Origin of the sequence: Pseudomonas sp. FR229a, from assembly GCF_030209115.1 — a bacterium.
Classification (GTDB): Bacteria; Pseudomonadota; Gammaproteobacteria; order Pseudomonadales; family Pseudomonadaceae; genus Aquipseudomonas; species Aquipseudomonas moraviensis_A.
In genome coordinates this window covers 111,908-136,326 of record NZ_JARVSP010000021.1, presented here as the reverse complement: position 1 = coordinate 136,326, position 24,419 = coordinate 111,908, and the positions used below count along the sequence as shown (strand labels likewise).

At 60.6% G+C, this 24,419-nt stretch carries 22 protein-coding genes; 9 read left to right on the top strand and 13 right to left on the bottom strand.

All coding sequences use genetic code 11. The annotated features are described in order from the left end of the window. Positions 1-120 precede the first annotated feature (120 nt). The 8 genes from QRN33_RS17040 to QRN33_RS17005 form a co-directional block, all read right to left on the bottom strand. Positions 121-1,131, bottom strand: a complete 1,011-nt coding sequence (locus tag QRN33_RS17040; protein WP_065615618.1) for a septal ring lytic transglycosylase RlpA family protein — start codon at positions 1,129-1,131, stop codon at positions 121-123. Then, positions 1,131-2,141 carry a lytic murein transglycosylase B gene (mltB, locus tag QRN33_RS17035; protein ID WP_042610581.1) on the bottom strand — a complete coding sequence of 337 codons (1,011 nt, stop codon included), beginning with the start codon at positions 2,139-2,141 and terminating at the stop codon, positions 1,131-1,133. The genes QRN33_RS17040 and mltB overlap by 1 nt, the downstream gene beginning before the upstream one ends. Before the next feature lie 17 nt (positions 2,142-2,158). Further along, a complete protein-coding gene (rodA, locus tag QRN33_RS17030) occupies positions 2,159-3,262 on the bottom strand; it encodes a rod shape-determining protein RodA (RefSeq protein WP_042610663.1) in 1,104 nt (367 codons plus the stop codon). Between the two features lie 31 nt (positions 3,263-3,293). Next, positions 3,294-5,189, bottom strand: a complete 1,896-nt coding sequence (gene mrdA, locus QRN33_RS17025) for a penicillin-binding protein 2 (protein ID WP_285409405.1) — start codon at positions 5,187-5,189, stop codon at positions 3,294-3,296. A gap of 10 nt (positions 5,190-5,199) precedes the next feature. Beyond that, positions 5,200-5,667 (bottom strand): 23S rRNA (pseudouridine(1915)-N(3))-methyltransferase RlmH, encoded by a 468-nt coding sequence (gene rlmH, locus QRN33_RS17020; RefSeq protein WP_011063671.1) that lies wholly within the window; start codon positions 5,665-5,667, stop codon positions 5,200-5,202. A gap of 9 nt (positions 5,668-5,676) precedes the next feature. Next, positions 5,677-6,171, bottom strand: a complete 495-nt coding sequence (rsfS, locus tag QRN33_RS17015) for a ribosome silencing factor (protein WP_016773024.1) — start codon at positions 6,169-6,171, stop codon at positions 5,677-5,679. A 72-nt stretch (positions 6,172-6,243) separates the two neighbouring features. Next, positions 6,244-6,918, bottom strand: a complete 675-nt coding sequence (gene nadD / locus QRN33_RS17010; RefSeq protein WP_376779090.1) for a nicotinate-nucleotide adenylyltransferase — start codon at positions 6,916-6,918, stop codon at positions 6,244-6,246. Between the two features lie 16 nt (positions 6,919-6,934). Beyond that, the gene (locus QRN33_RS17005; protein WP_042610585.1) at positions 6,935-8,206 is read right to left on the bottom strand and encodes a glutamate-5-semialdehyde dehydrogenase; all 1,272 of its coding nucleotides are present in this window, start codon (positions 8,204-8,206) and stop codon (positions 6,935-6,937) included. A gap of 178 nt (positions 8,207-8,384) precedes the next feature. Between QRN33_RS17005 and QRN33_RS17000 the strand changes: the two genes are divergently transcribed. The 6 genes from QRN33_RS17000 to QRN33_RS16975 all read left to right on the top strand — a co-directional run bounded on the left by QRN33_RS17000 (position 8,385) and on the right by QRN33_RS16975 (position 18,530). Further along, on the top strand, positions 8,385-9,110 hold the full coding sequence (locus QRN33_RS17000) for a DNA-3-methyladenine glycosylase (protein WP_042610586.1): 726 nt from the start codon (positions 8,385-8,387) through the stop codon (positions 9,108-9,110). Between the two features lie 151 nt (positions 9,111-9,261). Further along, the gene (locus QRN33_RS16995; protein ID WP_042610587.1) at positions 9,262-10,578 is read left to right on the top strand and encodes a bifunctional DedA family/phosphatase PAP2 family protein; all 1,317 of its coding nucleotides are present in this window, start codon (positions 9,262-9,264) and stop codon (positions 10,576-10,578) included. Positions 10,579-10,899: 321 nt separating this feature from the next. After that, a complete protein-coding gene (locus QRN33_RS16990) occupies positions 10,900-12,891 on the top strand; it encodes a hypothetical protein (RefSeq protein ID WP_285409404.1) in 1,992 nt (663 codons plus the stop codon). 69 nt (positions 12,892-12,960) lie between these two features. Next, positions 12,961-16,446, top strand: coding sequence for a calcium-binding protein (locus QRN33_RS16985; RefSeq protein WP_285409403.1), 3,486 nt, complete (start codon positions 12,961-12,963; stop codon positions 16,444-16,446). Positions 16,447-16,753: 307 nt separating this feature from the next. Continuing rightward, entirely contained in the window at positions 16,754-18,016 is a 1,263-nt protein-coding gene (locus QRN33_RS16980) for a hypothetical protein (protein WP_285409402.1), read from the top strand. A gap of 61 nt (positions 18,017-18,077) precedes the next feature. Beyond that, positions 18,078-18,530, top strand: coding sequence for a hypothetical protein (locus tag QRN33_RS16975; RefSeq protein WP_285409401.1), 453 nt, complete (start codon positions 18,078-18,080; stop codon positions 18,528-18,530). Positions 18,531-18,572: 42 nt separating this feature from the next. Here the strand turns inward: QRN33_RS16975 and QRN33_RS16970 are convergent, their stop codons facing one another. The 5 genes from QRN33_RS16970 to QRN33_RS16950 all read right to left on the bottom strand — a co-directional run bounded on the left by QRN33_RS16970 (position 18,573) and on the right by QRN33_RS16950 (position 21,244). Further along, the gene (locus tag QRN33_RS16970) at positions 18,573-19,151 is read right to left on the bottom strand and encodes a hypothetical protein (RefSeq protein ID WP_285409400.1); all 579 of its coding nucleotides are present in this window, start codon (positions 19,149-19,151) and stop codon (positions 18,573-18,575) included. Positions 19,152-19,220: 69 nt separating this feature from the next. Continuing rightward, positions 19,221-19,451 carry a hypothetical protein gene (locus tag QRN33_RS16965; protein ID WP_042610592.1) on the bottom strand — a complete coding sequence of 77 codons (231 nt, stop codon included), beginning with the start codon at positions 19,449-19,451 and terminating at the stop codon, positions 19,221-19,223. A 113-nt stretch (positions 19,452-19,564) separates the two neighbouring features. Next, on the bottom strand, positions 19,565-20,155 hold the full coding sequence (locus QRN33_RS16960) for an LON peptidase substrate-binding domain-containing protein (protein WP_042610593.1): 591 nt from the start codon (positions 20,153-20,155) through the stop codon (positions 19,565-19,567). A 10-nt stretch (positions 20,156-20,165) separates the two neighbouring features. Then, on the bottom strand, positions 20,166-20,882 hold the full coding sequence (locus QRN33_RS16955) for an LrgB family protein (RefSeq protein WP_016773013.1): 717 nt from the start codon (positions 20,880-20,882) through the stop codon (positions 20,166-20,168). Then, positions 20,882-21,244, bottom strand: a complete 363-nt coding sequence (locus QRN33_RS16950) for a CidA/LrgA family protein (RefSeq protein WP_016773012.1) — start codon at positions 21,242-21,244, stop codon at positions 20,882-20,884. The genes QRN33_RS16955 and QRN33_RS16950 overlap by 1 nt, the downstream gene beginning before the upstream one ends. 193 nt (positions 21,245-21,437) lie before the next feature. Here QRN33_RS16950 and QRN33_RS16945 point away from each other — a divergent pair, with 193 nt between their 5' ends. The 3 genes from QRN33_RS16945 (at position 21,438) to QRN33_RS16935 (ending at position 24,392) form a co-directional block, all read left to right on the top strand. Further along, complete coding sequence (locus QRN33_RS16945) at positions 21,438-21,893, top strand: MaoC family dehydratase (protein WP_016773011.1); 456 nt, start codon at positions 21,438-21,440, stop codon at positions 21,891-21,893. 102 nt (positions 21,894-21,995) lie between these two features. Next, entirely contained in the window at positions 21,996-23,723 is a 1,728-nt protein-coding gene (locus QRN33_RS16940) for a C13 family peptidase (RefSeq protein WP_285409399.1), read from the top strand. A gap of 27 nt (positions 23,724-23,750) precedes the next feature. After that, complete coding sequence (locus QRN33_RS16935; protein ID WP_064364048.1) at positions 23,751-24,392, top strand: oxidoreductase; 642 nt, start codon at positions 23,751-23,753, stop codon at positions 24,390-24,392. Positions 24,393-24,419: the final 27 nt, after the last annotated feature.

Sequence of the window (24,419 nt, the reverse complement as noted above, 5' to 3'; positions counted from 1 at the left end):
GCCATCGCGTGTTCAGTTGCTCACTCCAGTCACCCTTGCCGGGCTTTTGTTCTTCGACGAGCCAACAACCTGGTTCACCCCCCGAATACCGCAAGTGAACCGTCAATCAAGGTCTACGTATTACTCGGTGACCACGCTGGGCGAACCCAGATTGGCCAGCCGCACACTGTTCTGCACCTGGGCGATTTCACCCGGCGAGCCGATCGGCCCCAGGCGTACCCGGTGCAGGGTCTGCTGATTGCGCACTATCGAGCTGATGAACACCGGCGCGCTCACCATCCCGCTGAGCTTCGACCTCAGCAGTTCGGCAGCGTCCGGGTTGGCGAACGCGCCCACCTGCAGATACTGGCCAGACGCTGGTGCAGAAGCGTTTTTTTTTGCATCGATCTGCACGGGCACCACGGCCGCCGCGTGCTGCTGCGGCGGCGGCGTCCACTGCTCGACAGTACCGGCCGAAGCGGTGATCACCGGGGCGCTATTCTGCGCCACTTGCGGCTCGTTGAGCATCAGCGGCGCCGGACGGCCCTTGGCCGCCCACCACTGCTGCGGATCGATGCCTTCGACCTTGACCCGTGCGGTGCCGGTTTCGGCATAGCCGAGTTTTTTCGCCGCCGCGTAGGACAGGTCGATGATGCGATCGGAGTAGAACGGCCCACGGTCGTTGACGCGCAGGATCACGGTCTTGTGGTTGTCCAGGTTGGTCACCCGAACGTAACTTGGCAGTGGCAAGGTCTTGTGCGCGGCGCTCATGCCGTACAGGTCATACACTTCGCCGTTGGCGGTGTTCTGACCGTGGAACTTGGTGCCGTACCAGGACGCCGTGCCCGAGGCCACGTAGGTCTTGGATTCCTGCAGCGGGAAATAGGTCTTGCCCAACACCGTGTAAGGGTTGGCCTTGTACGGGCCGGTGTGCAGGGTCGGTGTCGCATCGGGGATGCGCGAGACATCGACGTCCCACCACGGCGCGCCGTCTTTGTGCGCGCGGTTGATGTCCAGGCCCGGTTGGGCGCGGACCGCGGTGGACGGGGTTTTCTGTGTCGGCGTGCGGCTGGTCGTGCAACTGGCGACCAGGACTGCCAACGCAGCGAAAGCCACCAGCTTCAGGGGTTTATTGTTAGGCAATGCCTGCATTACTTGACGCCCCGTGCTTGTACCAGCTGTTCAGACAGTTGATGTACGGCCATGGCGTACATCACGCTGCGGTTATAACGCGTGATCGCGTAGAAATTCTGCAGGCCCATCCAGTATTCAGGGCCGTTGTCGCCTTCGAGGCGAAATGCGGTAACCGGCATATCATCGCGCAGCGCATCATGACTTGACCAGCCCAGCGCCCGCAACTCTGCGACCGTTTTCACTGGCTCGATACCGGTGGTCAGGCCTTCATCGACCTGCTCGCCGCGCACATCGGCGCGGCTGACCACTGGCTCACCGGCGACCCAGCCATGGCGCTTGAAATAGCTGGCGACGCTACCGATCGCATCGTCCGGGTTGTTCCAGATATTGATGTGGCCGTCACCGTCGAAATCCACTGCGTAGGCGCGAAAGCTGCTCGGCATGAACTGCGGCAGGCCCATGGCCCCGGCGTACGAGCCTTTCAGGGTCAGCGGATCGACCTGCTCTTCGCGGGCCAGCAGGAGGAACTCACGCAGTTCCTTGCGGAAAAATTCGGCACGGGGAGGATAGTCGAAGCCGAGGGTCGACAACGCATCGATCACCCGGAAATTACCGGTATTACGTCCGAAAAAGGTCTCGACGCCGATGATCGACACGATGACCTGTGCCGGCACGCCGTATTCCTGCTCGGCGCGGGCCAGGGTCGCCTCGTGCTGACGCCAGAAGTCCACACCCCGGGCGATGCGCGCGTCAGTGATGAACATCGGACGATATTCGTTCCACTGCTTGACCCGTTCGGCGGGTTTGGAGATGGCGTCGAGAATCGACTGCTTGCGTTGCGCCTCGCGGAACACACCCATCAGTTGTTCCCCGGCGAAACCGTAGTCGCGGGTCATTTCACCGACGAATTCGGCCACCTGCGGCGAGCCTTCATAGTCGCCGGCCAGCGCTTCCTGCACGCTCCCCAGCAGGCCCATCAGGCCAACCAGCGGCGCGCATCGAGTCGCCCAGCCACGCATTGCTTGCATTGCACTCTTCACCTTATTCAAACCTGTGCGATCCACTTGCGATGGGTATGGATCGACATCAAAACCCCAAACGCTGACAGCAGCGTCACCAGCGAAGTTCCTCCGTAGCTAATGAACGGCAACGGCACCCCCACGACCGGCAACAGGCCACTGACCATACCGATGTTGACGAAAACGTAAACAAAAAAAGTCATGGTCAACGCGCCGGCGAGCAATTTGCCGAACAGCGTTTGCGCCTGGGCAGTGATCACCAGCCCGCGACCGATCAACAGCAAGTAGATCAGCAGCAGTGCACAAATCCCCACCAGACCGAACTCTTCGCCCAGCACGGCAATGATGAAGTCGGTGTGGCTTTCCGGAAGGAAATCGAGGTGCGACTGGGTGCCGAGCAGCCAGCCTTTGCCGAATACGCCGCCGGAACCGATCGCCGCCTTCGACTGAATGATGTTCCAGCCGGTGCCGAGCGGATCGCTTTCCGGGTCGAGAAAGGTCAGGACCCGCTGCTTCTGATAGTCGTGCATGACGAAGAACCACATCGCCACCGACACCGGCACCGCCGCCGCCAGCACGCTGAGAATCCAGCGCCAGCGCAGGCCGCCCATGAACAGGACGAAGGCGCCACCAGCCAGAATCAGCAACGATGTGCCGAGATCCGGCTGGCGCACGATCAGAATGAACGGCACACCAATCAGCATCAGGCTGATGCCGACGTGCTTGAGCTGCGGCGGCAAGGTGCGTTTCGACAGATACCAGGCGATGGTCGCCGGCATGAGAATTTTCATGAATTCCGAGGGCTGGAAGCGGATCACCCCGGGGATGTTGATCCAGCGCGTGGCGCCCATGGCGTTGTGGCCCATGATGTCGACGACGATCAGCAACACCACGCCGATCACGTAGCCGAGCGGCACCCAGCGGGCCATGAATCGCGGCTCGAGCTGGGCGATGACGATCATCGCCACCAGGCCGATGCCGAACGACGTCGCCTGCTTGCCGAGCAGATCCCAGCTCTTGCCGCTGGCCGAATACAGCACGAACAGACTGCCGGCGGCGAGGATCAGCAACAGGATCAACAGCGGGCCATCGATATGCAGTCTTTGCAGCAACGTCGCGCGGCGACGCATCACATCCTCGCTGGAGAGCATGCGATCAAAATTATTCATCACGGGCCGTGGCCTCCGCAGTGATAGGGCTGGCGTACTCGGCTTTCAGATGGCCGTCCTGGTCGAGCAACCAGGCATCCATGACCTGACGTACCACGGGCGCGGCCACGCCGGAGCCGGACTCACCGTTCTCGACCATCACCGAGACGACAATTTTCGGGTCATCGGCCGGGGCGAAGCCGACGAACAGGGCGTGGTCGCGGTGGCGTTCCTGGACCTTGGAGCGGTCGTATTTCTCGCCCTGCTTGATCGCCACCACCTGCGCGGTACCGGACTTGCCGGCGATACGGTATTGCGCACCGATCGCCGCTTTGCGCGCGGTACCACGGGCCCCGTGCATCACCTGCTGCATGCCATGGTTGACCTTGTTCCAGTCGGAGGGGTCGCGCAGGATGATGTTCGGCATCGGGTTTTCATCCACCGGTTTGACCCCGTCGAGGGACCTGGCCAGGTGCGGACGATTCCAGATGCCCTTGTTCGCCACCAGCGCCGTGGCCTGGGCCAGTTGCAGCGGAGTCGACTGCATGTAGCCCTGGCCGATCCCGAGAATCAGGGTTTCGCCGGGGAACCACGCCTGTTTGCGCGTCGCCCGCTTCCATTCGCGAGACGGCATCAGGCCCGGGGACTCTTCGAACATGTCCAGCGAAACCTTCTGGCCGATGCCGAACTTGTTCATGTAGGTCGACAGCCGATCGATGCCGAGCTTGTGCGCCAGGTCATAGAAGTAGGTGTCGTTGGACCGCATGATCGCCGTATCGAGGTCGACGAAGCCGTCACCGGTGCGGTTCCAGTTGCGGTACTTGTGATCGTAGTTGGGCAGCATGTAATAGCCCGGGTCGAACACTCGGCTGGAAGCCGTGACCACGCCAGCGTCGAGACCGGCAATCGCCACCGCCGGTTTGATCGTCGAGCCCGGCGGGTACAGGCCGCGCAGCACACGGTTGAACAGCGGCCGATCAATGGAGTCGCGCAACTCGGCGTAAGCCTTGAAGCTGATGCCGGTGACGAACAGGTTCGGGTCGAAACTCGGCTGACTGACCATCGCCAGCACCTCGCCGGTTTTCGGATCGAGCGCTACCACCGCGCCGCGTCGCCCGCCCAGTGCGGCCTCGGCGGCTTCCTGCAACTTGATGTCGAGGCTCAGGACGATGTCCTTGCCGGGAATCGGATCGGTGCGCTTGAGCACGCGCAACACGCGGCCACGGGCGTTGGTCTCGACTTCCTCGTAACCGACCTGACCGTGCAACTCCGGCTCGTAGAAACGCTCGATGCCGGTTTTGCCGATGTGGTGGGTGCCGCTGTAGTTGACCGGATCCAGCGACTTGAGCTCTTTCTCGTTGATCCGCCCCATGTAGCCCACCGAGTGCGCAAAATGCGCGCCCTGCGGGTAATGCCGGACCAGTTGCGCGACCACTTCCACCCCGGGCAGGCGGAACTGGTTCACCGCGATCCGGGCGATCTGTTCTTCGGTCAGCTCGAACAGGATCGGTACCGGCTCGAACGGCCGGCGCCCCTGACGCATGCGTTTCTCGAAGATCACCCGGTCCTCGGGCGTCAGCTCCAGCACCTCGACAATGACGTCGAGCACTTGTTGCCAGTCGCCGGAGCGCTCGCGGGTCATGCTCAGGCTGAAGCTCGGCCGGTTGTCGGCCACGACCACACCGTTGCGGTCGAAAATCAGCCCGCGCGTCGGCGGAATCGGCTGCACGTGGACGCGGTTGTTTTCCGACAGGGTCGAGTGGTACTCGTACTGGATCACCTGCAGGTAATACAGGCGCGCGATCAGCACACAGATCAGCGACACGATCACGATCGCACCGAACACGACACGGCTGCGCACCAGACGGGCGTCCTTTTCGTGGTCCTTGATGCGGATCGGCTGAGACATGAGGGCAGGCTTACTTGTGGTAAGGGTGGCCGGACAACACGGTCCAGGCACGGTACAACTGTTCGCCGATCAGAATCCGCACCAACGGGTGCGGCAAGGTCAGCGGCGATAACGACCAGCGCTGGTCGGCGCGGGCACAGACTTCCGGTGCCAGCCCTTCCGGGCCGCCGACCATGAAGTTGACCGTGCGCGAATCCAGGCGCCAGCGATCGAGTTCGACCGCCAGTTGCTCGGTGCTCCAGGGCTTGCCGTGAACCTCCAGCGTGACGATCCGCTCGTTGTGCCCGACCTTGGCCAGCATGGCTTCGCCTTCCTGGCGGATGAAACGGGCCACGTCGGCATTCTTGCCACGGGTGTTGAGCGGAATTTCCACCAGTTCCAGCGCCAGCTCGGATGGAAGACGCTTGGCATATTCATGCCAGCCTTCTTCCACCCACTTGGGCATGCGTGAACCGACGGCGATCAGGCGCAGTCGCACAGCAATCCCTTAGAACTGGTCTTTGTTGAGCTTGGTGAAATGCTCGTGGGTGTTCTCCGGGCTGTGGTGCTTGGCATCAGCCGCACGGCTTTGCTCGGCACCGGCCCACAGGCGCTCCAGGTCGTAGAACTGACGCGCCGAGGCGGTCATCATGTGCACGATCACCAGGTCGAGGTCGAGCAGCACCCAGTCGCTGTCGCCCTTGCCTTCTTCGCCCAGCGGCTTGGCGCCCTGCTTTTTCACTTCCTCGCGGACCTTGTCGAGCATCGCGTTGATCTGGCGATTGGAAGTACCGGTGGCGATGATCATGTAGTCAGTGATGCTCTGCTTGTCGCGCACATCGATGATCTGGATGTCCTGGGCCTTGACGTCTTCCAGCGCGGCGACGGCAATCTTGACCAGTTCGTCGCCCTTGAGCGGCTCGTTGGTGTTGACGGCTTCCGGCAGTGGTGCGCTCTTGAACGTGCCTTTGCGCTTTACTTTCGGTAGATCTTTATCAGTCATATGAAACTCGTTTTGCTCATGTATTCGGCGGCTTGGGGATACGGTAATCCGCATCGGTGAAGCACGCCTTGTTCAGTTCGACGCACGGTACAGACCGTGCGCATCGATGTAGGCCAGGACCGCGTCGGGCACCAGGAAACGTACCGACTTACCGCTGGCCAGCAGTTGACGGATCTGGGTGGCGGAAACCGCGAGCGGTGTCTGCCAGACGAATGCAATCTGTCCGCTCGGCCCTTTCAGGGCCAGCGGGTCGCTCACCGAACGCGCTGCCAGCAGGTTGCGCAAGGCATCCGGCGGTTCGCTGTCGGCGTCCGGGCGCTGTAGCACCAGGATGTGGCAATGCTGGAGCAACTCTTCCCAGCGGTGCCAAGTGGGCAGGCCGCAAAATGCGTCCCAGCCCAAAAGCAGAAAGACCTGGGTCTCGGCGGGCATCTCTGCGCGCAGCGACTCCAGGGTATCGATGGTCCAGGACGGTTTGTCCCGCTGCAATTCGCGGGCGTCCACCACCAGCGGCGGTAATCCGGCCACCGCACACTCGACCATCGCCAGCCGATCCTGCGCCGACACCTGCGGCGTACCGCGATGCGGCGGCCGCGCGTTCGGCATCAGGCGCAACTCGTCCAGCGCCAACGCTTCGACGACTTCCAGCGCGCCACGCAAATGGCCGATGTGCACCGGGTCGAACGTACCGCCCAGTACGCCAATGCGTTGCGGGCGCGACTCGCTGCCGGTGTGCGGCGCTGTCAGGTCGAGGTCGGTCAAGTCAGACCGTCGCCTGGCCGCGCAACTGGCCGTCGCCGACCACGATGTACTTCTCGCAGGTCAGCCCCTCGAGGCCCACCGGGCCGCGGGCGTGCAGCTTATCAGTAGAAATGCCGATCTCGGCACCCAATCCGTATTCAAATCCATCGGCAAAGCAGGTCGGTGTGTTGATCATCACCGAGGCCGAATCGACTTCCGCCACGAACCGGCGGGTGTCGGCGAGGTTTTCGCTGACGATAGAGTCGGTGTGATGGGAGCCGTAATGGTTGATGTGCTCGATCGCCTGCTCCAGGCCGTCGACCACGCGGATCGACAGGATCGGCGCCAGATACTCGGTGTGCCAGTCGTCCTCGGTGGCGGCTACAGCCTCGATGATCGCCCGGGTACGCTCGCAACCACGCAGCTCGACGCCTTTTTCGCGGAACTGCGCGGCCATTGCTGGCAGAAAGTCATTTGCAACAGCCTGATCGACCAGCAGGGTCTCCATCGCGCCGCAGATGCCATAACGGTAAGTCTTGGCATTGAAAGCGATGCGCTGGGCTTTTGCCAGATCGGCGTGTGCGCTGACGTAAACGTGACAGATGCCGTCCAGATGCTTGATCACCGGCACCCGGGCATCGCGGCTGATGCGCTCGATCAGGCCACGCCCGCCACGCGGAACGATGACGTCGACGTATTCAGGCATGCTGATCATCGCACCGACGGCGGCGCGGTCAGTGGTTTCCACCACTTGCACCACGGCGGCGGGCAATTCAGCCTCGGCCAGGCCGCGCTGGATGCAGGCGGCAATCGCCCGGTTGGAATGAATCGCCTCGGAGCCACCGCGCAGGATGGTCGCATTGCCGGACTTCAGGCACAGGCTGGCGGCATCGATGGTCACGTTCGGGCGGGATTCGTAGATGATCCCGATCACGCCCAGCGGGACACGCATCTTGCCGACCTGAATGCCCGACGGACGGAAGCTCATGTCGCGGATCGCGCCGACCGGATCCGCCAGTGCTGCGACCTGGCGCAAGCCGACGATCATCCCGTCGATGCGTGCAGGGGTCAGTTCCAGACGCTCGAGCAATGCCGGTTCCAGACCGTTGGCGCGACCGGCTGCCAGATCCTGCTCATTGGCGGCAGCAAGCTCGGCGCGCGCAGCATCCAGAGCATTGGCGGCAGCCTGCAAGGCGCGGTTTTTCTGCGCGGTGCTGGCGCGACCGATGACCCGGGAGGCAGCGCGGGCGGCGCGACCCAATCGGGTCATGTAGTCAAGAACGGACTCAGTCATGGTCTGCTGGGGTCTTGGCAAAGAGGAAAGCGGCAGATTATAGCTGTCGCGTCCCGGGACTAACAGCGGTGACGGGCGGATGGTCGAAATGAGCTGCGTTTGCCCGTCGTTCAGACGTAATTAAGCTCAGCGTTGTTATCATCACGACCTCATTGAGCCTGGATAAACCTTGCCCATCATGACCAACGTGCCCCTATGTCCCGAGTCCGCGCGCCTGCCCGTGGGCCTGCCGGACAGTTTTTTCGACCGCGACGCCCAGGTACTGGCGCAGGCTCTGCTCGGTAAAGTGATCCGTCACCGCGTCGGCGATCTGTGGCTGAGTGCGCGGATCATCGAAACCGAAGCTTATTACTGCGCGGAAAAAGGCAGCCACGCCTCCCTCGGCTATACAGAAAAACGTAAGGCTTTGTTTCTGGATGGCGGGCACATCTATATGTACTACGCCCGTGGCGGCGATTCGCTGAACTTCAGCGCCCAGGGGCCGGGCAATGCCGTTTTGATCAAGTCCGCCTATCCATGGGTCGATGAAGTCAGCGGCCCGGCGAGTCTGGCGCAGATGCTGGTGAACAACCCCGATGCCCAGGGCCGGCCGCGTCCGACGCAGAAACTCTGCGCCGGGCAGACATTGCTGTGCAAGGCGCTGGGTTTGAAAGTGCCGATGTGGGACGCCAAGCGTTTCGACCATGAATTGTTGCTGGTCGAGGACGCCGGGGCGGCGCCGACACACATTATCCAGACCACCCGGCTGGGCATTCCGCTGGGCCGCGATGAACACTTGATGTATCGCTTCGTTGACGCCGCGTATGCCCAATGGTGCACGCGGAACCCGCTGCGACGGGGTCAGGTCGAAGGCCGGGATTATTGCCTGCTTCCCGGAGCTGACGCCGAATCCGCAAATAGATGATGTCCCCGTGTGGGAGCGAGCCTGCTCGCGAAGGGGTCGTGCCAGCCAACGCTTCTATCGTCTGACACACCGCATTCGCGAGCAGGCTCGCTCCCACAGGTCAGAAGTCAAACGCGTAACGATCAATTAAAGATTGGATGGAGTTTTCTCTATGGGCCCATGGCTCGATAGCATCACCGGATGGCTCGGCGCCAATCCACAGTGGCTGGCCGCAGCGGTGTTCATCGTTGCGTGCGTGGAATGTCTGGCGATTGCCGGGCTGATCGTCCCGGGCACGGTGCTGTTGTTCGCCGTGGCGGTTCTGGCCGGCAGCGGCGCGCTGTCATTGAGCGAAACGCTGTTGCTGGGCTTTCTCGGCGGCATCCTCGGCGATCTGATTTCGTATTTCCTCGGGCGCCATTTCCACCAGAACATCCGCCGCCTCCCCGGGCTGCGCCACCACCCGGAATGGATGGCAGGCGCCGAGTCGTATTTCCAGCGCTATGGCATCGCCAGCCTGCTGGTCGGGCGTTTCATCGGTCCTTTGCGGCCGATGCTGCCGATGGTCGCGGGGATGTGCGACATGCCGTTCCCGCGTTTCTTCGCCGTCAGCCTGCTCGCAGCCGCCGGCTGGAGCCTGGCCTATCTGCTGCCCGGCTGGGCCACAGGTGCTGCGTTCCGCCTTCCTCTGCCCGAAGGTTTCTGGCTCGAGGCCGGCATCGTCGCCGCCAGCGTGGCAGTGATGGTCGGCCTGAGCGTCAACAGCAGTGTGCGTCGTCATCGTCGCGCGACGATCTGGATCGGCAGCATGAGCCTGCTGATCCTGATCGGCCTGTTCATCGGCTATCCGTACCTGACCGCGCTCGACAATGGCGTGATGACCCTGGTGCAGGAGCACCGCCAGCCAGCGCTGGACGAAATCGCCGTGACGCTGACCCTGATCGGCGAATTCCGCAACATGCTGCTGTTCAGCGCCCTGCTCGTCGTGCTGCTGTTGCTGTGCAAGCAATGGCGCCAGGCGATGTTCGCCGGCTCCACCATGCTCATCACGGCGATGGCCAACACCGGAACCAAATACTTTTTCGCCCGGGTACGCCCAGAGGTGCTCAGTGATCCATTGACCACCTACAGCATGCCCAGCGGCCACGCATCCGGCGCGTTTGCCCTGTTCCTGACACTCGGCGTGCTGGCCGGGCGCGGACAGCCGCCACGCATGCGCCTGACCTGGCTGCTGATTGCCTGTATCCCGGCGCTGTCGATCGCCTTGTCGCGGGTTTATCTGGGCGCGCACTGGCCCACCGATATCCTCGCTGGCGCAATGCTCGCCAGTTGCGTCTGCGCCGCGATGTTATGGCTGAGCCAGCGGCAGACGTCACTCGACCCGATGCCGTTCAGGATCTGGTGGTTGATCCTGCCATCGATGGTGGCCCTGTTCGGTTTTTTCGTCTTGCGCCACCTGCCACACACACTGTTGCGTTACGCCTACTAAACCGGACCAACTTACAAGTATTGTTTGTCTAACGCCGCTCTTTAGGAATATTCCGACAAGAGCGGCACTCACTGCTGACACTCGATTACTTGTGCCCGGTCAAACTTCCTGATTAAAACCAGACAATTCCCCGCTCGAAACATATACAAAACAGAGGTTACATAATCAGGCCACACTTTGCTTGAAAGTGTCATTCCGCCCAGTGAAAACCGGTTAGATTGATTTGGCTTAATTACAACTAAAGCGCATGTTCAACGTTTGATACCGCAACTTTCAAACTCCGAAAACAATGCCTTTCAATCTGTTTGTTCCGAGTATTCCATGAGCCCAAAAACACCTCGAAAGCCCCCCGCGGCCACGTCGCACCCGCCGGAATCCGCCGCTCTCCCGCCACGCCAGCTCGATGGCGTTTCACCCGCCCTCTTCCCCACACCCGGGCTTGTCGATCCCACGTCGCCGGCGGATGCAATGGGCGTGCAAATCGTCGCGCCCCGTTTACAACCACCCGCCGTCGAAATCTTTCGGATGCCGACACGGGGCACCCAGGCGCCTCAAGCCAATAGTCCGGTCCATGACTACTGGCTGTCCGAAGCTTTTGTGCACGGAATGAACCCCGCGGACGCTGACGGATTTCGCTGGATCGTCGGCAGAAGATTTGTCGATGTCGAAATTGACGGCGCAATCAAGACCACCCATGTTGACCGGGATGAGTCCGGCGTCTGGCGCAGCAAGCGCTTGACCGAACGCACCGCCTCCGGCGCGCGCCTTTATAAAAACGCCGACAGCCCGACCTGGCGCCTGACCGAACAACCGGTGCCGCAGCGGGCCGCGGTGACCGTGAGCGCACAGCCCGATGCCGCCCCTGTTGCCAAGCGCCCGCGTCTGGCCTCAATGACCACGCCTATCGATGAAAGCCGTTACCGCGCTTCGCAGCGTTCGCCGGATGCCCAGGGCTACTACGAAATGCAACCGGTTCTGAGGTCGAACGAAGACGGCATCCAGTTTGCTTTCAGGGATTCTTTCGGCAACCTCAGGCGGGTCGATCCTCCGGAAGGCGGTTTCAACGCATCTCCCACGCACCTCAAACAGTGGACCGATCTGGAAATCTGGCAACTGTATGGGCTGCAAGGCCGGGACATCACGCGGTTTCGTGTCGAAGCCGAGGCCGCAGGCACACCCCCACAGTGGGCAGATCCGGTGAGCACGGAAAATCCGGCCACGGACTTGCTGCGCGACGCTTTGCGCTGGCTGCATCCGGGCTTGAGCCTGGCAGAGCGCGAAGCCGTTCTGCAGTCCTACAACCTGCTGCCGGATCAACTGACGCGTTTGCGGCAGGAGATGGAAAAGCAACTGGCGATTCCTGCATGGGCCCAGGCACACAAGCGGCTGCTGGACGATGTCGACAATCCGCACCGCCTCGATCAGTTCGCCAGGGATGCGGTTGAACAGCTGAACCTCAAGCGCAATGCCCGCCACGACTGGTATCACGCCGAAAACTTTCTGACCCCCGAGCTACGCGAAGCGCTGCTCAAGCGACTCGGCTATCTGCGCAACAAGAACAACTGCCTGTACCGCACCGATATCCCGGCGCTGTTTCGCGGTGACGAGCGCACCCCTTTCGAATTGGCAAACGACGGCACCATGCTGCCGCGCTACCACCATGAGCCCGGCGCCACCACGCACAAGCCGATCAGCGCAACGTTCAGCCTCAAAGAAGCGCAGGTGTATGCCAGCGCGCCCGATCCCGAGTACCTGCGTTTCAACAGTCAGATGCATAAGTACCCGGGGCGGGATGCCGCAGACAGCAGCTCGGACAGTGACGCAAGTGATTCTTCCAGCAGTTCGTCTTCCGACTGGTCTGACCCGGCCAGCCCCGTGACATGGGATCACGAGCGCGGTTATCGATCCACGCGCACGCGCCAGACGGAGATGTTCCTCTACGCCCTCGACACCCGGAACCTGGAAGTCGTCCCCCACGAAGAAAACATGATGTTCAATGCCACCGCGCGCGACACGCCGCCGACCTGGTTCCCCAGCGACGATTTCGAGGGGCTGATTTCGGTCACCCGCAGCGGTCTCGATGCCGAGCGCATCTGGCTGCTCAACAGTGCCCAGACCAAAGGCGCCAGGGTGATGGACATCAAGGACATGGCCGGCAACAGCGCCGAGCGGATCGAAGCGGCCACCCATGCCGGGCATGCCAACAAGTTCGAATACGATCGATTGATCGACAAGGCCGAAGCGGCCGCTCTGCCGATAGTCAGGCTGTCGGGCAACAGGAACGAGTCCGGGCACGACATCGTCTGGCCCTGAAACGCAGATGACACAGGCAACACCGGTAAGGAAACCGGCTCTTCAAACACACCATTAAAGGATTAAGACGTGTCGAAACTCATCGTACCCTCCGCGCACATTGCCAACGTGCGCCTGCTTCAGGTCACGCCGATCGATGCCTCGGCCAACGTCCATGCGCCCTCGACAGGCAATCTCCATCATTTGCCTTCACCCGCTCTCGAAAACAACGCTGATGCCGCCCACCGGCAAAGCCTCAGGTCTCTCGACAAGTATTACGGCCCATTGCGCATCGGCGAGTTCACGACCAGCCGGGTCGAACTGCAGGCATTGGGCGCGACGGTTAACGGGCAACCCGTCAGCCCGGCCAATACCGATATGAAAAATGCCGATCAGGCCTTTCTGGATGGCCTTAATTTCGAAGCGGCAAAAGTCGAAGCCCGGCTGCAGTCGGTCGACATTCCGGACAGCGCCGTGCCTGCCATGCTGTTTTTTGAAATCGCCTGCAAACGCTCCATCGATGCCGGGCCGTTGTTCATCAGCGATACGCCCATCGGTACCGGGAGCACGATGGAGCGCCTCAACCAGCTCGGCAAAGCCGCGCAAAAACTGGGCATCCATCGGGCCGATTCGTTCGAAAACACCCCCGGCTGGGTTAACAGGAACAAAAGCTATTTGATGAGCGGTGCAGGCGTGGGCTTGCAAGCCTTCGGCATTTACAGCGGCTACATGGCCATGGCCGACGCAATCAGAAAGGGTGACAAGCTGGAAGCGATCTTCCAGGGCGGATCCATCGCAGCGGAACTGGGCTCGCTGATCATCGAACAGGGCCTGACCAAAACCGGCGAGGCAATGCTCACCAACGGCGGCAAACTCTTCAAATATTTCCCGCTGACGTCGGTGGGCAAATACATGAGCCGCGGGGCCGGGATGTTCGCCAGCGCGATCACGCTGCCCTTCGATATCATCGACGCCGTCAAATCGTTCAACGCCGCCGCGGCCACATCCGGCAAAGAGGCCCAGGATCACTACGTCAGCGGTGCCATGAGTGTCGCCGGTGCGGGGATCAGCCTGGTGCTGGGCGTCGCCGCCCTGGCCGGTTTTGGCAGCGTTGCAGGGCCCGTCGGCCTCGTCGCTGCGGCATTGTTGATCGCCGGCTCAATGATCTACCAGGCTGCACGAGTGGTTGACGATATCGACGACTACATCGAGCTGACCGCCCATGAACGCCTGCGCTCGGGCTGGTTCGCCTTCACTGGCAAGGAACTGGACACCGAGGTAATGGATCGCTTCAAGCTGTCCAAAGGCTATCGCGACCATGAGAAACAGCTCGAACTGTCAGCCAAGGACATGCTGGAGGGCGCGTACAAAAATTCCATCGAACATGTGGTGAACGGCGCCTTCCGCGCCGAATTACAGGCTGTCGAGCTATGGCGTTACGTCTGGGACGAAAGCACCGGGGAGAAACCGTTCAAGCTCGACAATCAGGCAGTGATCGTCGGCGCAGACGATGTGATCGATGCCCGCGATGGCTTGCCCGCGGATCTCAAGGGCAAGGTCAGCGGCAGCGCGGGTGAAGGCAAAGGCGTGTTCTGGCGCATGGGCGATGGCAATGATCGCGTCGTCGGCGTCAAGGCGCAGCCCAACCTGTTCACCTACCGCGACGGCCACAAGGCCCTCACCGGCGGCGACAAGAACGATGCCTTCTATCACGAAATCACCGCCCGGGAACTGGATCGCTCGGGCAAACCGGCCCATGTCAACGTGCTGGACGGCGGAGGCGGCGCTGATATGGTGGCGTTCGAAGGCAGTCGCCCGACCAGTGACACGCGCCACGTCGGGCATGACATCAATCTGCAGACCGGCAAAGTGATGCTGCGCGGCCTGGATCCGCAGGCCGAAGGGATCGAAGTCGCCCACCTGACCTCTTTCGAGAATGTCTCGACCCTGCGCAAGGGCACCAGTCACGTCACGGGTACGGCCGACGCCAATCAGATTTCTGCCAACGGATACGACCGCGTCAAGGCCGGCGACGGCAATGACACTATCGCTATCTTCGGCACCGAATGTCGGGTCGACGGTGGCCATGGCGAGGATCGTTACTACATCGCCAACACCAACGCGCGGACGACAATCATCGAGGAGGGTGAACATTCGAGCGTGGTCGAGTTCGGCTGGGCGCGCTCGGTCATTCAGCGCTGGCAGCTCATCGGCACTTCACTGGTGATCACCTCGTTGCGCGGCAACGATGGCTGTGACCCCGACCATGTGCTGACTCTGGAAAACGTCTATCAGATGGTCGACGGCCAACGCCAACTGAAAAACGCCCGATGGCTGTTCCGCACTCAGGACGAATATGAACTGCTGGCGTTGCTCCCGGCTCGACCTGGTGAAGCAGCGAGTCAGGACATCGAGGTCGCTGTGACCGTCAACGGTCGACCGGCACCTGCCCCGGCCATCGTCAATGGCGGCACGGTGACGATCACCCCTCAGGGCTTGCACCGACACTTCGTTGCACGCACGGATCGTCGGGTCGAGTTCGTTGCAGCGACTGCTGCCGCTGCCACGGCCAGCACGGTTTACCTTGACTTCAAGGCCAGCGAAATCGTCGACGCGGTGCTCAGCTACCAAGTCGAAGTGCGTAACGGCGTTTCGGGCAATACCCACCTGATCTACAAAGACATTTGCCTGTCGCTTCTGCTGCCCTCCAAAGCAGTACTGTTTAAAGGCGTGATAACGACCATCGCTGCGGCCACGGGCTACAGCGGCCGCAACAGCCTGAAAGTCACCACCCCGTTGCTGGCGCAAGACATCGTGCTGGTCATGCAGGATGAAGTCTCGTACCGCCTGCAGGTGCCCGGGCTGGACTACGAAGAGGACGCCAGAAATCCCGGTACGCGGGTGTCCAGCACGCGCAGCTGGCTGAAAAGGCGCAATGGCAACTACCTGTTTGTCCGGCCCCTGGTCAGCGAAAAACCGGTGCTGACTGCGCAAGCGAGCAAAGTGGTCATCGAGCCACGCACGCACACAGGCATCTACGTACTCGAGGGCCAGAGCGCGACGTATGACGTTTACCTGGCCAGCAACTGCATCGTGCGCCTGTCCACCCCGGGCGCCGCGGCGAAAACGGCGAATGCGTCAACGTGGAATCTGTTCACTCGCACGCTGAGCGAAACCGTCAAGCGTGACGATATCCAGCTTGAGGACAATCGCTTGCGCATTGCCAGCGTCACCATCGAACTGCCGGATATCGAGGATGACACGCCTGTGGAATCCATCAGCGTGGTGACCTCCGCCGGCCATATCTATGAAGTCTCGCTGCTGTTTGAAGTGTTGCAACTGTACGTCATCAATGCCCGCAGCTACGCCAGCGTCGACGCACTGGTGGCCGACATCGAGCAGCACAGACAGCGCAACGAACTGGCGGCACGGGTTTACGTAACCGACATCGGTTACCAGCCCGACACCGAGGGTACGCTGACTTACAACTCGATCAGAAAAAGCTGGAGCCTGGCGACCGATCCGCAGAAACACTTGAACCTCGACGATCTCTTCATCCCCATCAGCGGAACCTGACCGCGACCGCTCCAGATTCAACAACGTGCCAGTGCGGGCTCCGATGCCCGGACTGGCACCCGCTCACCACGGCCCATGGAGGGCCGACCCGCAAAAAAAGGATTTTCCCATGCGACAAAAACCTGGGGGCGTACGCCCTTCATTGACACCAGATGCATCGACTTCAACATCCCGCCCCTCTCATCCTGAGCGCACGATGGATCTGGACTTGCACTTGCCTGTGCGCATGAGGCCGGACGATCCGGACTGGTTGCCCGGACCTGTCACTGGCCACCCTCACAGCAGTCTTGCAAAAACAGAGCCTGGCATGACAATTACGCAGATTCCGCAAACGCAGGCACTTCAACGTCGAGCGGCGGCATCACCCCTGGAGCCCTATTTACAGAGGATTGATGAGACGTTGAGTCACAATGCCGACGGATTGAAGGTCTACAAGGGTCGCACGTTCGCCGACATCGCCAACGATGACTTGGCAGCTTCCGGACTGACAGTGATGGTGGCGTTTCACGATCTGATGAAGGCCTGGCGCGCCAGATTGCCGAGCGAGCGGATTCCTTCAGGGCCTGCTCTCTATCGCGTGAACGACAGTAATGTCTGGAGTCTGAAGAAGCCGCTCGAGTACTACGACCCCATGCAGTACGCCTCGTCTTATACCGCGGATGCGCGGGGCTATTACTCGGTTCGCGAACACCGGGCGATCGAGCACACTGGCCCGTATGGCAAGTGGCATGAATTCACAGTAGTGAAACGAGAGGCAGGTTTCGCCCTGGCGGATGAGAATGGACGCTTGATTCGGGTTGATCCGAACGAGGCACGGGGCGATGCATCTGTCCCGCTGAAACTTGCGCATTGGAGCGATGGTGATATCTGGAGCGTATACCGCCTTGAGGGCGCACAGGCGCTGGTATTCCGAATCGAAGCAGAAGCCTTGGGAAGAGCGCCCGACTGGGCTACGCGCTTCAACGAGCCGGATACTCACAAGTTTCTGAGCGACTCATTCAGATGGTCATATCCACACAGGTCCGAGACGGAACGTGCGCACATTCTGCGCAGCTACAACTTGAGCATGGCTCAGCAAAAACGTCTGCGACAAGACATGGAGCATGGGCGATTCCCCGATTGGGCCGAACAGCACAAACGCCTGACCGAGAATCCGCTGGATGACACCCGCTTTGCGCAGATTGCAGAAGAGATGCAACCTCTCGTTCTGAGAATGAGAGAGGAAGGCGAGAACTCTGAGTTCGACTCACATCCCGTAGAGCAGCGCTATGAAGAAAACTTCCTGAAAAGTTATCTGGAGCATGCAGGCTACAAGAGAAACAAGCATGGCTACCTTTACCGAACAGACATCCCGGCCATGTTCCGTGCTGACTTGCGCACGCCTTTTGAACTGGCTCGAGACAAACGCCTGGTGAAATTGCGGGGCAATCCTTCCGACTCCACGACCAAATCGGCTTTCAGCGCGACATTCGGCGCGGCCGATGGCTTGACCTACATGAATTTTGATTACTACTCCAACCCTCGACACTACAACAGTCAGGCCAACCGTTATCCGGGGGCATTTCTCTGACAGTGATTCGTCGAGCGGAAATCGGCACAGTTCAGCCAACGATTCCGAGACATCGTTTGAAATGGACAACTCGCGTGACTATCCCTTGCTCCGTCGCAAGCAAACGCTAGGCTTCCTGTACGTCATCGACACTCGGGGTATCGAGGTGGTGCCACGAGTGGAAAACATCTATCTGAACAACAAGGATTTCGACGGCGATACCCTCGAAGGCCGGATATCAATGCCGACGCGAGGTATCAGTGCAGAGAGGATATGGCTGGTGAGTTCGGACTTGAGCCAGGCGGCCAGAGTCGAAGATATCTTGCGCAAAGCCGGGAACTCCGCTGAGGCTATCGAGAAAGCCACATGGGCAGGCACCGACGGGGCCGATTACATGCGCCATGGTGCCACTGCTTATGACCATTTGATCAATCGAATAGCCCGCTCCGGCGGTGTCGTCTTGAAGTTGCCAAAAGGCGAAAACACCTACTCCAACGATGTGACCTGGCCAGTGCCCGAACATTATCGAGCCTGACAAAAGGCGCCATTCATTTAAAAATGAATGGCGCCTTTTTTATCAAGTAACCGCTGAACGCTCGTCGATGACCTTGATCACAAATATCGCAGGTTTGTTATTGAAGGCGTTATGCCCAGTGCTGTTGGGATCGACCTTGAGGAATGTGCTCATTCCGCTGCTTATATGACGATACAAGGGCCTGTCATGAGGCTCGCCGATCAGCTCGAGCCAGGCAGGGCCGGATTTGAAATGACTGAAGCTTGCCTTTGAAACACCGGTAGTGCTGATTGAAAAGTACTGCTCTGGGGCACTGGTGCTGGCCAGCAGATTATGAGTCTTGTCCTCCAGGAATAACCGCGCGCCATCGAACATTCCCGCCAGCACCACACTGATGAGATATTCGTCACCTTTGGGGACAAATTTCAGCGACAGTGGTGTGTCGTCTTCATGGTCGGCCAGGGTTATGAAACTGGACACGCGTGAATCTGCGAGTCCTACTTCGGCCTCCAGTTTCTCGGCTCTGGTTATCCGCAGGTTGCGCAGAGCCTGTTGCAGACGTTGTTGATTGAGCACTACCGGCCGGCCATCAAGATAAAGATGCGCGGTGAATGTCTGGTTGTTTATGTTTGCTAAAGCCATGGTTGCCCACCTGTAAACACCTGCCGTCTGGTAACCGCAACGGCAGGCAATGCTGAAAAAGGGAAATAATCAGACCGCCGTCGCAGTCACGACGGTAGTTGCTGATGCAGACATCCGCGGCACTTCGCCGACAGGAACTTTTTCAGATTTTCTTTTACGGCGGGCTATCACCATCAGGTCCGCATAAGTTGATGCCGCGTCAACCACGTGCCTGACGTTATGATCCGTCTCGGCATGTTTCAAAATATACTTGCCGGCAATATCATCCCAAAATGCCCATTCATCTTCATATACAGTCATGATTCGTCCTTATTTTTATTCAAGTATCCCGCTTCCCGCGGGTCACCTGAAATTATGATAAAGACCGAACCAACACAATGCTGGCAGGCGCCCTGAGTTGATTCAGAGTGCAACTAGGCAAACAATTCACCCTGCAATTCATCCAGCAACGCCTGGATTGCGTCGAGCCGCTGCTGCGGGTCGTCGAGTTGCAGCAGATCGATTTTGTCTTCTTCGGCGAAAGGCAACAGATAGGCAAGCTGATTGGCCAGTGACTGTTGGCCCGCGGCTTCGGTGCCCATGTCCAGCGCTTCGACCATCGGGTGTTCCGCCAGCGCCTTGAGCAGCGCCACCAGATCGGCGTCCTCCTCCTGCAGCGGTTGCTCGGGCTCGTCGTCGAGCCACTCGACATCGGCGAGAATCAATTGATCACGCTGCACTTCGGTGCGCAGCACATTGAAGCGTCGCCCGCCCTGCACGCGGATGCCGAGCAGACCGTTGTCCTGCTGCTGGAAATCGGTGATCCGCGCCTCGCATCCCACCAGCGCGAATCCCTCCGGCGCCACGCCGACTTCACTGCCTTCAAGAATGCACACCACCCCGAAGCCGACACCCTGCTTCATGCAGCGGCCGATCATGTCGAGGTAGCGTGCCTCGAAGATCTGCAGATCGAGATTGCAGCCGGGGAACAGCACCGTGTTCAGCGGGAAAAGCGGCAGACTCATAGACATTTCCTTACACCACCATCGACACCGCCAACGGCAGGAACACCGCCGTGGCCACGCCCATCAGACTCATCGCCAGCGCGGCAAACGCGCCGCACTCATCATTTTCCTGCATCGCCACCGCCGTGCCGACCGCGTGGGCGGTCATGCCCAGCGCCATGCCGCGCGCCTCGGGGCTGTGCACGCCAAGCCGGGTCAACAGCGCGGGGCCGAAGATCGCGCCGATCACCCCGGTGATCAGCACGAACACCGCGGCCAGCGCGGCCACACCGCCGATCTGCTCGGCGACCAGCATGGCGATCGGCGAAGTCACCGACTTCGGCGCCATGGTCATCAGGATCATGTGATCGGCACCGAACCACCAGCCCAGCGCCACGCCCATGCCCGTCGCCACTACCCCGCCTATCACCAGCGTAGTAAAAATCGGCCAGAACAATTGGCGGATCCGGCGCAGATTCAGGTACAGCGGCACCGCCAGTGCGACGGTTGCCGGCCCCAGCAGAATGCTGAGGATTTCGGTGCTCTTGCGGTACTCGGCGTAGGTCAGGCCGCAGCCGACCAGCACACCGATCACCAACAACATGGAGACCAGCACCGGTTGCAGAAAGATCCAGCGGGTTTTCTCGAACGCCGCCAGCACCAGTTGATAGGCACCGAGGGTAATGCCGATGCCGAACAGCGGATGGTGAATCACCGAGGCCCACGCGCCTTGCCAGTCGAACAGCATCAGGACTCCTCCGCCGGCGGCGCGTGACGCTTGACCAAACGTTGCATGAGCACGCCGGCAAAGGCCATCGACAGGATCAGCGAGACCACCAGCGCGCCGACGATCGCCCAGAAATCGGCGGCAATCGCCGTGGCATACACCATCACGCCTACTGCTGGCGGCACCAGCAGCAACGGTAGATAACGCAGCAGACTGCCCGCCGCCTGGTTCAGCGGCTCGCCGACTTCACCGCGAATGATCAGGAACACCAGCAACAGCAGCAGCCCGATGATCGGCCCCGGCAATATCGGCAGCAGCAAGTGATTGAGCGCTGTGCCGAGCAATTGAAACAGCACCAGCAGGGTCAGGCCACGTAACAACATCTGACATCTCCGTCTTGTATTTCACCCAGCAGGGGCCCGGCATTATAAGCATGCCGGCGCTATGGACCGGCATTCGCCAAAAGCATGGTCGGTTGACCTGAGCAAATCGCCATGATGATCTACAGTGGTTCGCAGGCCGGTCAAATCCGCCACCAGAAAAACTATAAAACCGATGAACCCAAGGAGAGTCTCAATGCCCTATGTTCCCGTTGCAGAGCTCAAAGATTATGTCGGCAAGGAACTTGGACGTTCCGAATGGCTCACCATCGATCAGGAGCGTATCAACCTGTTCGCCGAAGCCACCGGTGATTTTCAGTTCATTCACGTCGATCCGGTCAAAGCCGCGCAAACGCCATTCGGCAGCACGATAGCCCACGGTTTCCTGTCGCTGTCGCTGATGCCGAAACTGATGGAAGACATCCTCGTGCTGCCCGAAGGCGTGAAGATGGTCGTCAACTATGGCCTGGACAGCGTGCGGTTCATCCAGCCGGTCAAGGTCAATTCGAAAGTCCGATTGAAGGTCGATATGGTCGAAGTGACCGAGAAAAAACCCGGCCAGTGGCTGCTCAAGGCTACCGCGACACTGGAGATAGAGGGCTCGGACAAACCGGCCTATATCGCCGAGCCGCTGTCACTCTGCTTCGTCTGATCATCCCGGATGCGAAGCAGCGCACGCTGTTTCGCGTCACGTCTCTATATATGCGATGCATAGCTGCGGCATACTCGGTCGCCTAATTGCCCGGATCCCGCTATGCGCTCAATCGCTCGACTTGCACCCCTTGCCCTGACCCTGATGCTCACCGCTTGCGGCGACGGCGAATCGCTGTTGCCGCCGGATGCGCGCCTGCCCGATGGCGGACGCTATCGCGGCGAACTGGTCGACGGCTTGCTGCAGGGTCAGGGCCGCGTCGACTACCCAAACGGCAGCTGGTACGCCGGGCAGTTCGACAAGGGCCAGTGGCACGGGCAAGGCGAATGGCACGGCAGCAATGGCGAGGTCTATCGCGGCCAGTTCCAGCAAGGTCTGTTCGACGGCCAGGGCAGCCTGAGCACCCATGCCAGCAGCTACACCGGCGGTTTCAAGCAGGGCCGGCGCGATGGCGAGGGTACGCTGAAAGAAAACGGCATGACCTATCGCGGCGAATTCAAGGCTGACCAGTATTCCGGCCTCGGCCGTCTGGAGATGGACGACGGCAGCTCCTATCAAGGCCAGTTCGCCCACGGCAAACCCAACGGTGAAGGCCAGCGCGGCGACGCCAGCGGCAATGCGTTCACGGGGCATTTCGTCAACGGTCAACTGGAAGGCAACGGCACTTACACCAGCGCCGACGGCGATATCTACGTTGGCGGTTTCAAGAATAATCAACTGCACGGCAAGGGCCGCTACGAGAATGCCGACGGCGACGTCTGGCTCGGCCAGTTCAAGGAAGGCGCGCTGAGCGGCAAGGGCGAATTGATCGGCGCTGACGGCAGCCATTACATCGGTGTGTTCAACGACTGGCGATTCACCGGCCAGGGCCGTTTGAACCTGTCCGACGGCAGCTTCTACGTCGGCGGCTTCGACAACGACAGCTACTCCGGCCGCGGCACGCTGGTGCTGACCGATGGCAGCGTGCTCAGTGGCACCTGGATCAACGGCCAGCGTGTGCGAGACGCCGACGGCAAATTGCTGCCCGACACCCTCGAGCTCGGTTTGCTCGCCCAGGGTCGTCTGCTCGACGAGGCGCTGTCGGCAATCCCGGCCTCGACCCCGGCGGTCGAGTTGTACACCCTGACCCTCGGTGGCGATGGCAAGCAAAGCGTGTTTCTGCGCGAATCCGACTACGTCGCCAACATGCTCAACACACGCTTCGGCGCCTTCGGCCAGATCCGTCTGGTCAATCACCGCGACCACCTCGGTGACCGGCCGATGGCCACCCGCGAGAACCTGCGCCGCGCCGCGCAAACCCTCGCCGAACGCAGCGGGCCGGAAGATCTGCTGTTCATTTATCTGACCAGCCATGGCACCGCCGAGCATGAACTGGTGCTCGATCAGTCGCGCATGGAACTGGCCGACCTGCCCGCCGATGAACTCGCCGCGGTGCTCGCGCCGCTCAAGCATCGCGACAAGGTCATCGTGATTTCCTCGTGCTATTCCGGCGGTTTCATCCCGGCATTGAAGGACGAACGCACGCTGATCATGACCGCCTCGCGTGCAGATCGGGTGTCGTTCGGCTGTTCGGAAGAAGCCAATTTCACTTACTTTGGCGACGCCCTGTTTGCTCAGGCGCTGAACCAGACCGACGATCTGGAACAAGCTTTCAAACTGGCTAAAGCCACTGTCGCCGAACGCGAACTGGCCGACGGTTTCGAAGCCTCGGAGCCGCAGATCTGGGCACCGAAGACCGTGCTGTCGCACTGGCAATTGCTGCGTAAACAGCAAGCGCGCAAAGCTTTGCAAAGCAGCGCATTGAACGACGCAGCGAAAAAAGGCAACTAAGCTGAACAGTATCAAGGGAGAGACACTATGTACTTGACGCCTCAGCACGTATTGCTTGCCGGAGCCACCGGACTGACCGGTGAACATCTGCTCGACCGTTTACTCAACGAGCCAACGATTACCCGTGTCCTCGCCCCATCACGCCGGCCGCTGGCCGAGCATCCGCATCTGGAAAACCCGGTCGGCGACCCGCAGACGTTTCTGCCGCAGCTCAGTGGCCGGGTCGATATCGCTTATTGCTGCCTCGGCACCACGATCAAGCAGGCCGGCTCCGAAGAAGCCTTTCGCGCAGTGGATCTGGACATGGTCGTGGCGTTTGCCAAACGCGCGCGGGAGATGGGCGCGCGGCACCTGATCGTGATCAGCGCGATTGGCGCCGATCCGAATTCCTCGGTGTTCTACAACCGCGTCAAAGGCGAGATGGAACAGGCCCTGCGCGCGCAGGACTGGCCGCAACTGACCATTTGCCGACCTTCGCTGCTGCTCGGCGAACGCATTGAACCGCGTCTGGCCGAGCAACTGGCCGGGCCGTTATCGAAGCTGATTCCGGGGAAATACCACGGCATCGAAGCCTGCCAACTAGCGCGGGCGATGTGGCGCCTGGCGCTGGAAGAACAGGATGGGGTGCGGGTGATCGAATCGGATGAGCTGCGCAAGTTAGGCAAATAACTCTAGGACTTTCAGAACCAAAAGATC

Excerpts from the sequence above, each read along its gene's own strand:
- QRN33_RS16945 (WP_016773011.1), top strand. The coding sequence starts at position 21,438 with ATGCCCTATGTTCCCGTTGCAGAGCTCAAAGATTATGTCGGCAAGGAA.
- QRN33_RS16995 (WP_042610587.1), top strand. The coding sequence starts at position 9,262 with ATGGGCCCATGGCTCGATAGCATCACCGGATGGCTCGGCGCCAATCCA.
- QRN33_RS16965 (WP_042610592.1), bottom strand. The coding sequence starts at position 19,451 with ATGACTGTATATGAAGATGAATGGGCATTTTGGGATGATATTGCCGGC.
- QRN33_RS16975 (WP_285409401.1), top strand. The coding sequence starts at position 18,078 with ATGGACAACTCGCGTGACTATCCCTTGCTCCGTCGCAAGCAAACGCTA.
- QRN33_RS16970 (WP_285409400.1), bottom strand. The coding sequence starts at position 19,151 with ATGGCTTTAGCAAACATAAACAACCAGACATTCACCGCGCATCTTTAT.
- QRN33_RS16950 (WP_016773012.1), bottom strand. The coding sequence starts at position 21,244 with ATGTTGTTACGTGGCCTGACCCTGCTGGTGCTGTTTCAATTGCTCGGC.
- QRN33_RS17040 (WP_065615618.1), bottom strand. The coding sequence starts at position 1,131 with ATGCAGGCATTGCCTAACAATAAACCCCTGAAGCTGGTGGCTTTCGCT.
- rsfS (WP_016773024.1), bottom strand. The coding sequence starts at position 6,171 with ATGACTGATAAAGATCTACCGAAAGTAAAGCGCAAAGGCACGTTCAAG.
- QRN33_RS16960 (WP_042610593.1), bottom strand. The coding sequence starts at position 20,155 with ATGAGTCTGCCGCTTTTCCCGCTGAACACGGTGCTGTTCCCCGGCTGC.
- QRN33_RS16955 (WP_016773013.1), bottom strand. The coding sequence starts at position 20,882 with ATGCTGTTCGACTGGCAAGGCGCGTGGGCCTCGGTGATTCACCATCCG.
- rodA (WP_042610663.1), bottom strand. The coding sequence starts at position 3,262 with ATGCGTCGCCGCGCGACGTTGCTGCAAAGACTGCATATCGATGGCCCG.
- QRN33_RS17005 (WP_042610585.1), bottom strand. The coding sequence starts at position 8,206 with ATGACTGAGTCCGTTCTTGACTACATGACCCGATTGGGTCGCGCCGCC.
- mrdA (WP_285409405.1), bottom strand. The coding sequence starts at position 5,189 with ATGTCTCAGCCGATCCGCATCAAGGACCACGAAAAGGACGCCCGTCTG.
- QRN33_RS17000 (WP_042610586.1), top strand. The coding sequence starts at position 8,385 with ATGACCAACGTGCCCCTATGTCCCGAGTCCGCGCGCCTGCCCGTGGGC.
- QRN33_RS16980 (WP_285409402.1), top strand. The coding sequence starts at position 16,754 with ATGACAATTACGCAGATTCCGCAAACGCAGGCACTTCAACGTCGAGCG.
- QRN33_RS16940 (WP_285409399.1), top strand. The coding sequence starts at position 21,996 with ATGCGCTCAATCGCTCGACTTGCACCCCTTGCCCTGACCCTGATGCTC.
- QRN33_RS16935 (WP_064364048.1), top strand. The coding sequence starts at position 23,751 with ATGTACTTGACGCCTCAGCACGTATTGCTTGCCGGAGCCACCGGACTG.
- QRN33_RS16990 (WP_285409404.1), top strand. The coding sequence starts at position 10,900 with ATGAGCCCAAAAACACCTCGAAAGCCCCCCGCGGCCACGTCGCACCCG.
- mltB (WP_042610581.1), bottom strand. The coding sequence starts at position 2,141 with ATGCAAGCAATGCGTGGCTGGGCGACTCGATGCGCGCCGCTGGTTGGC.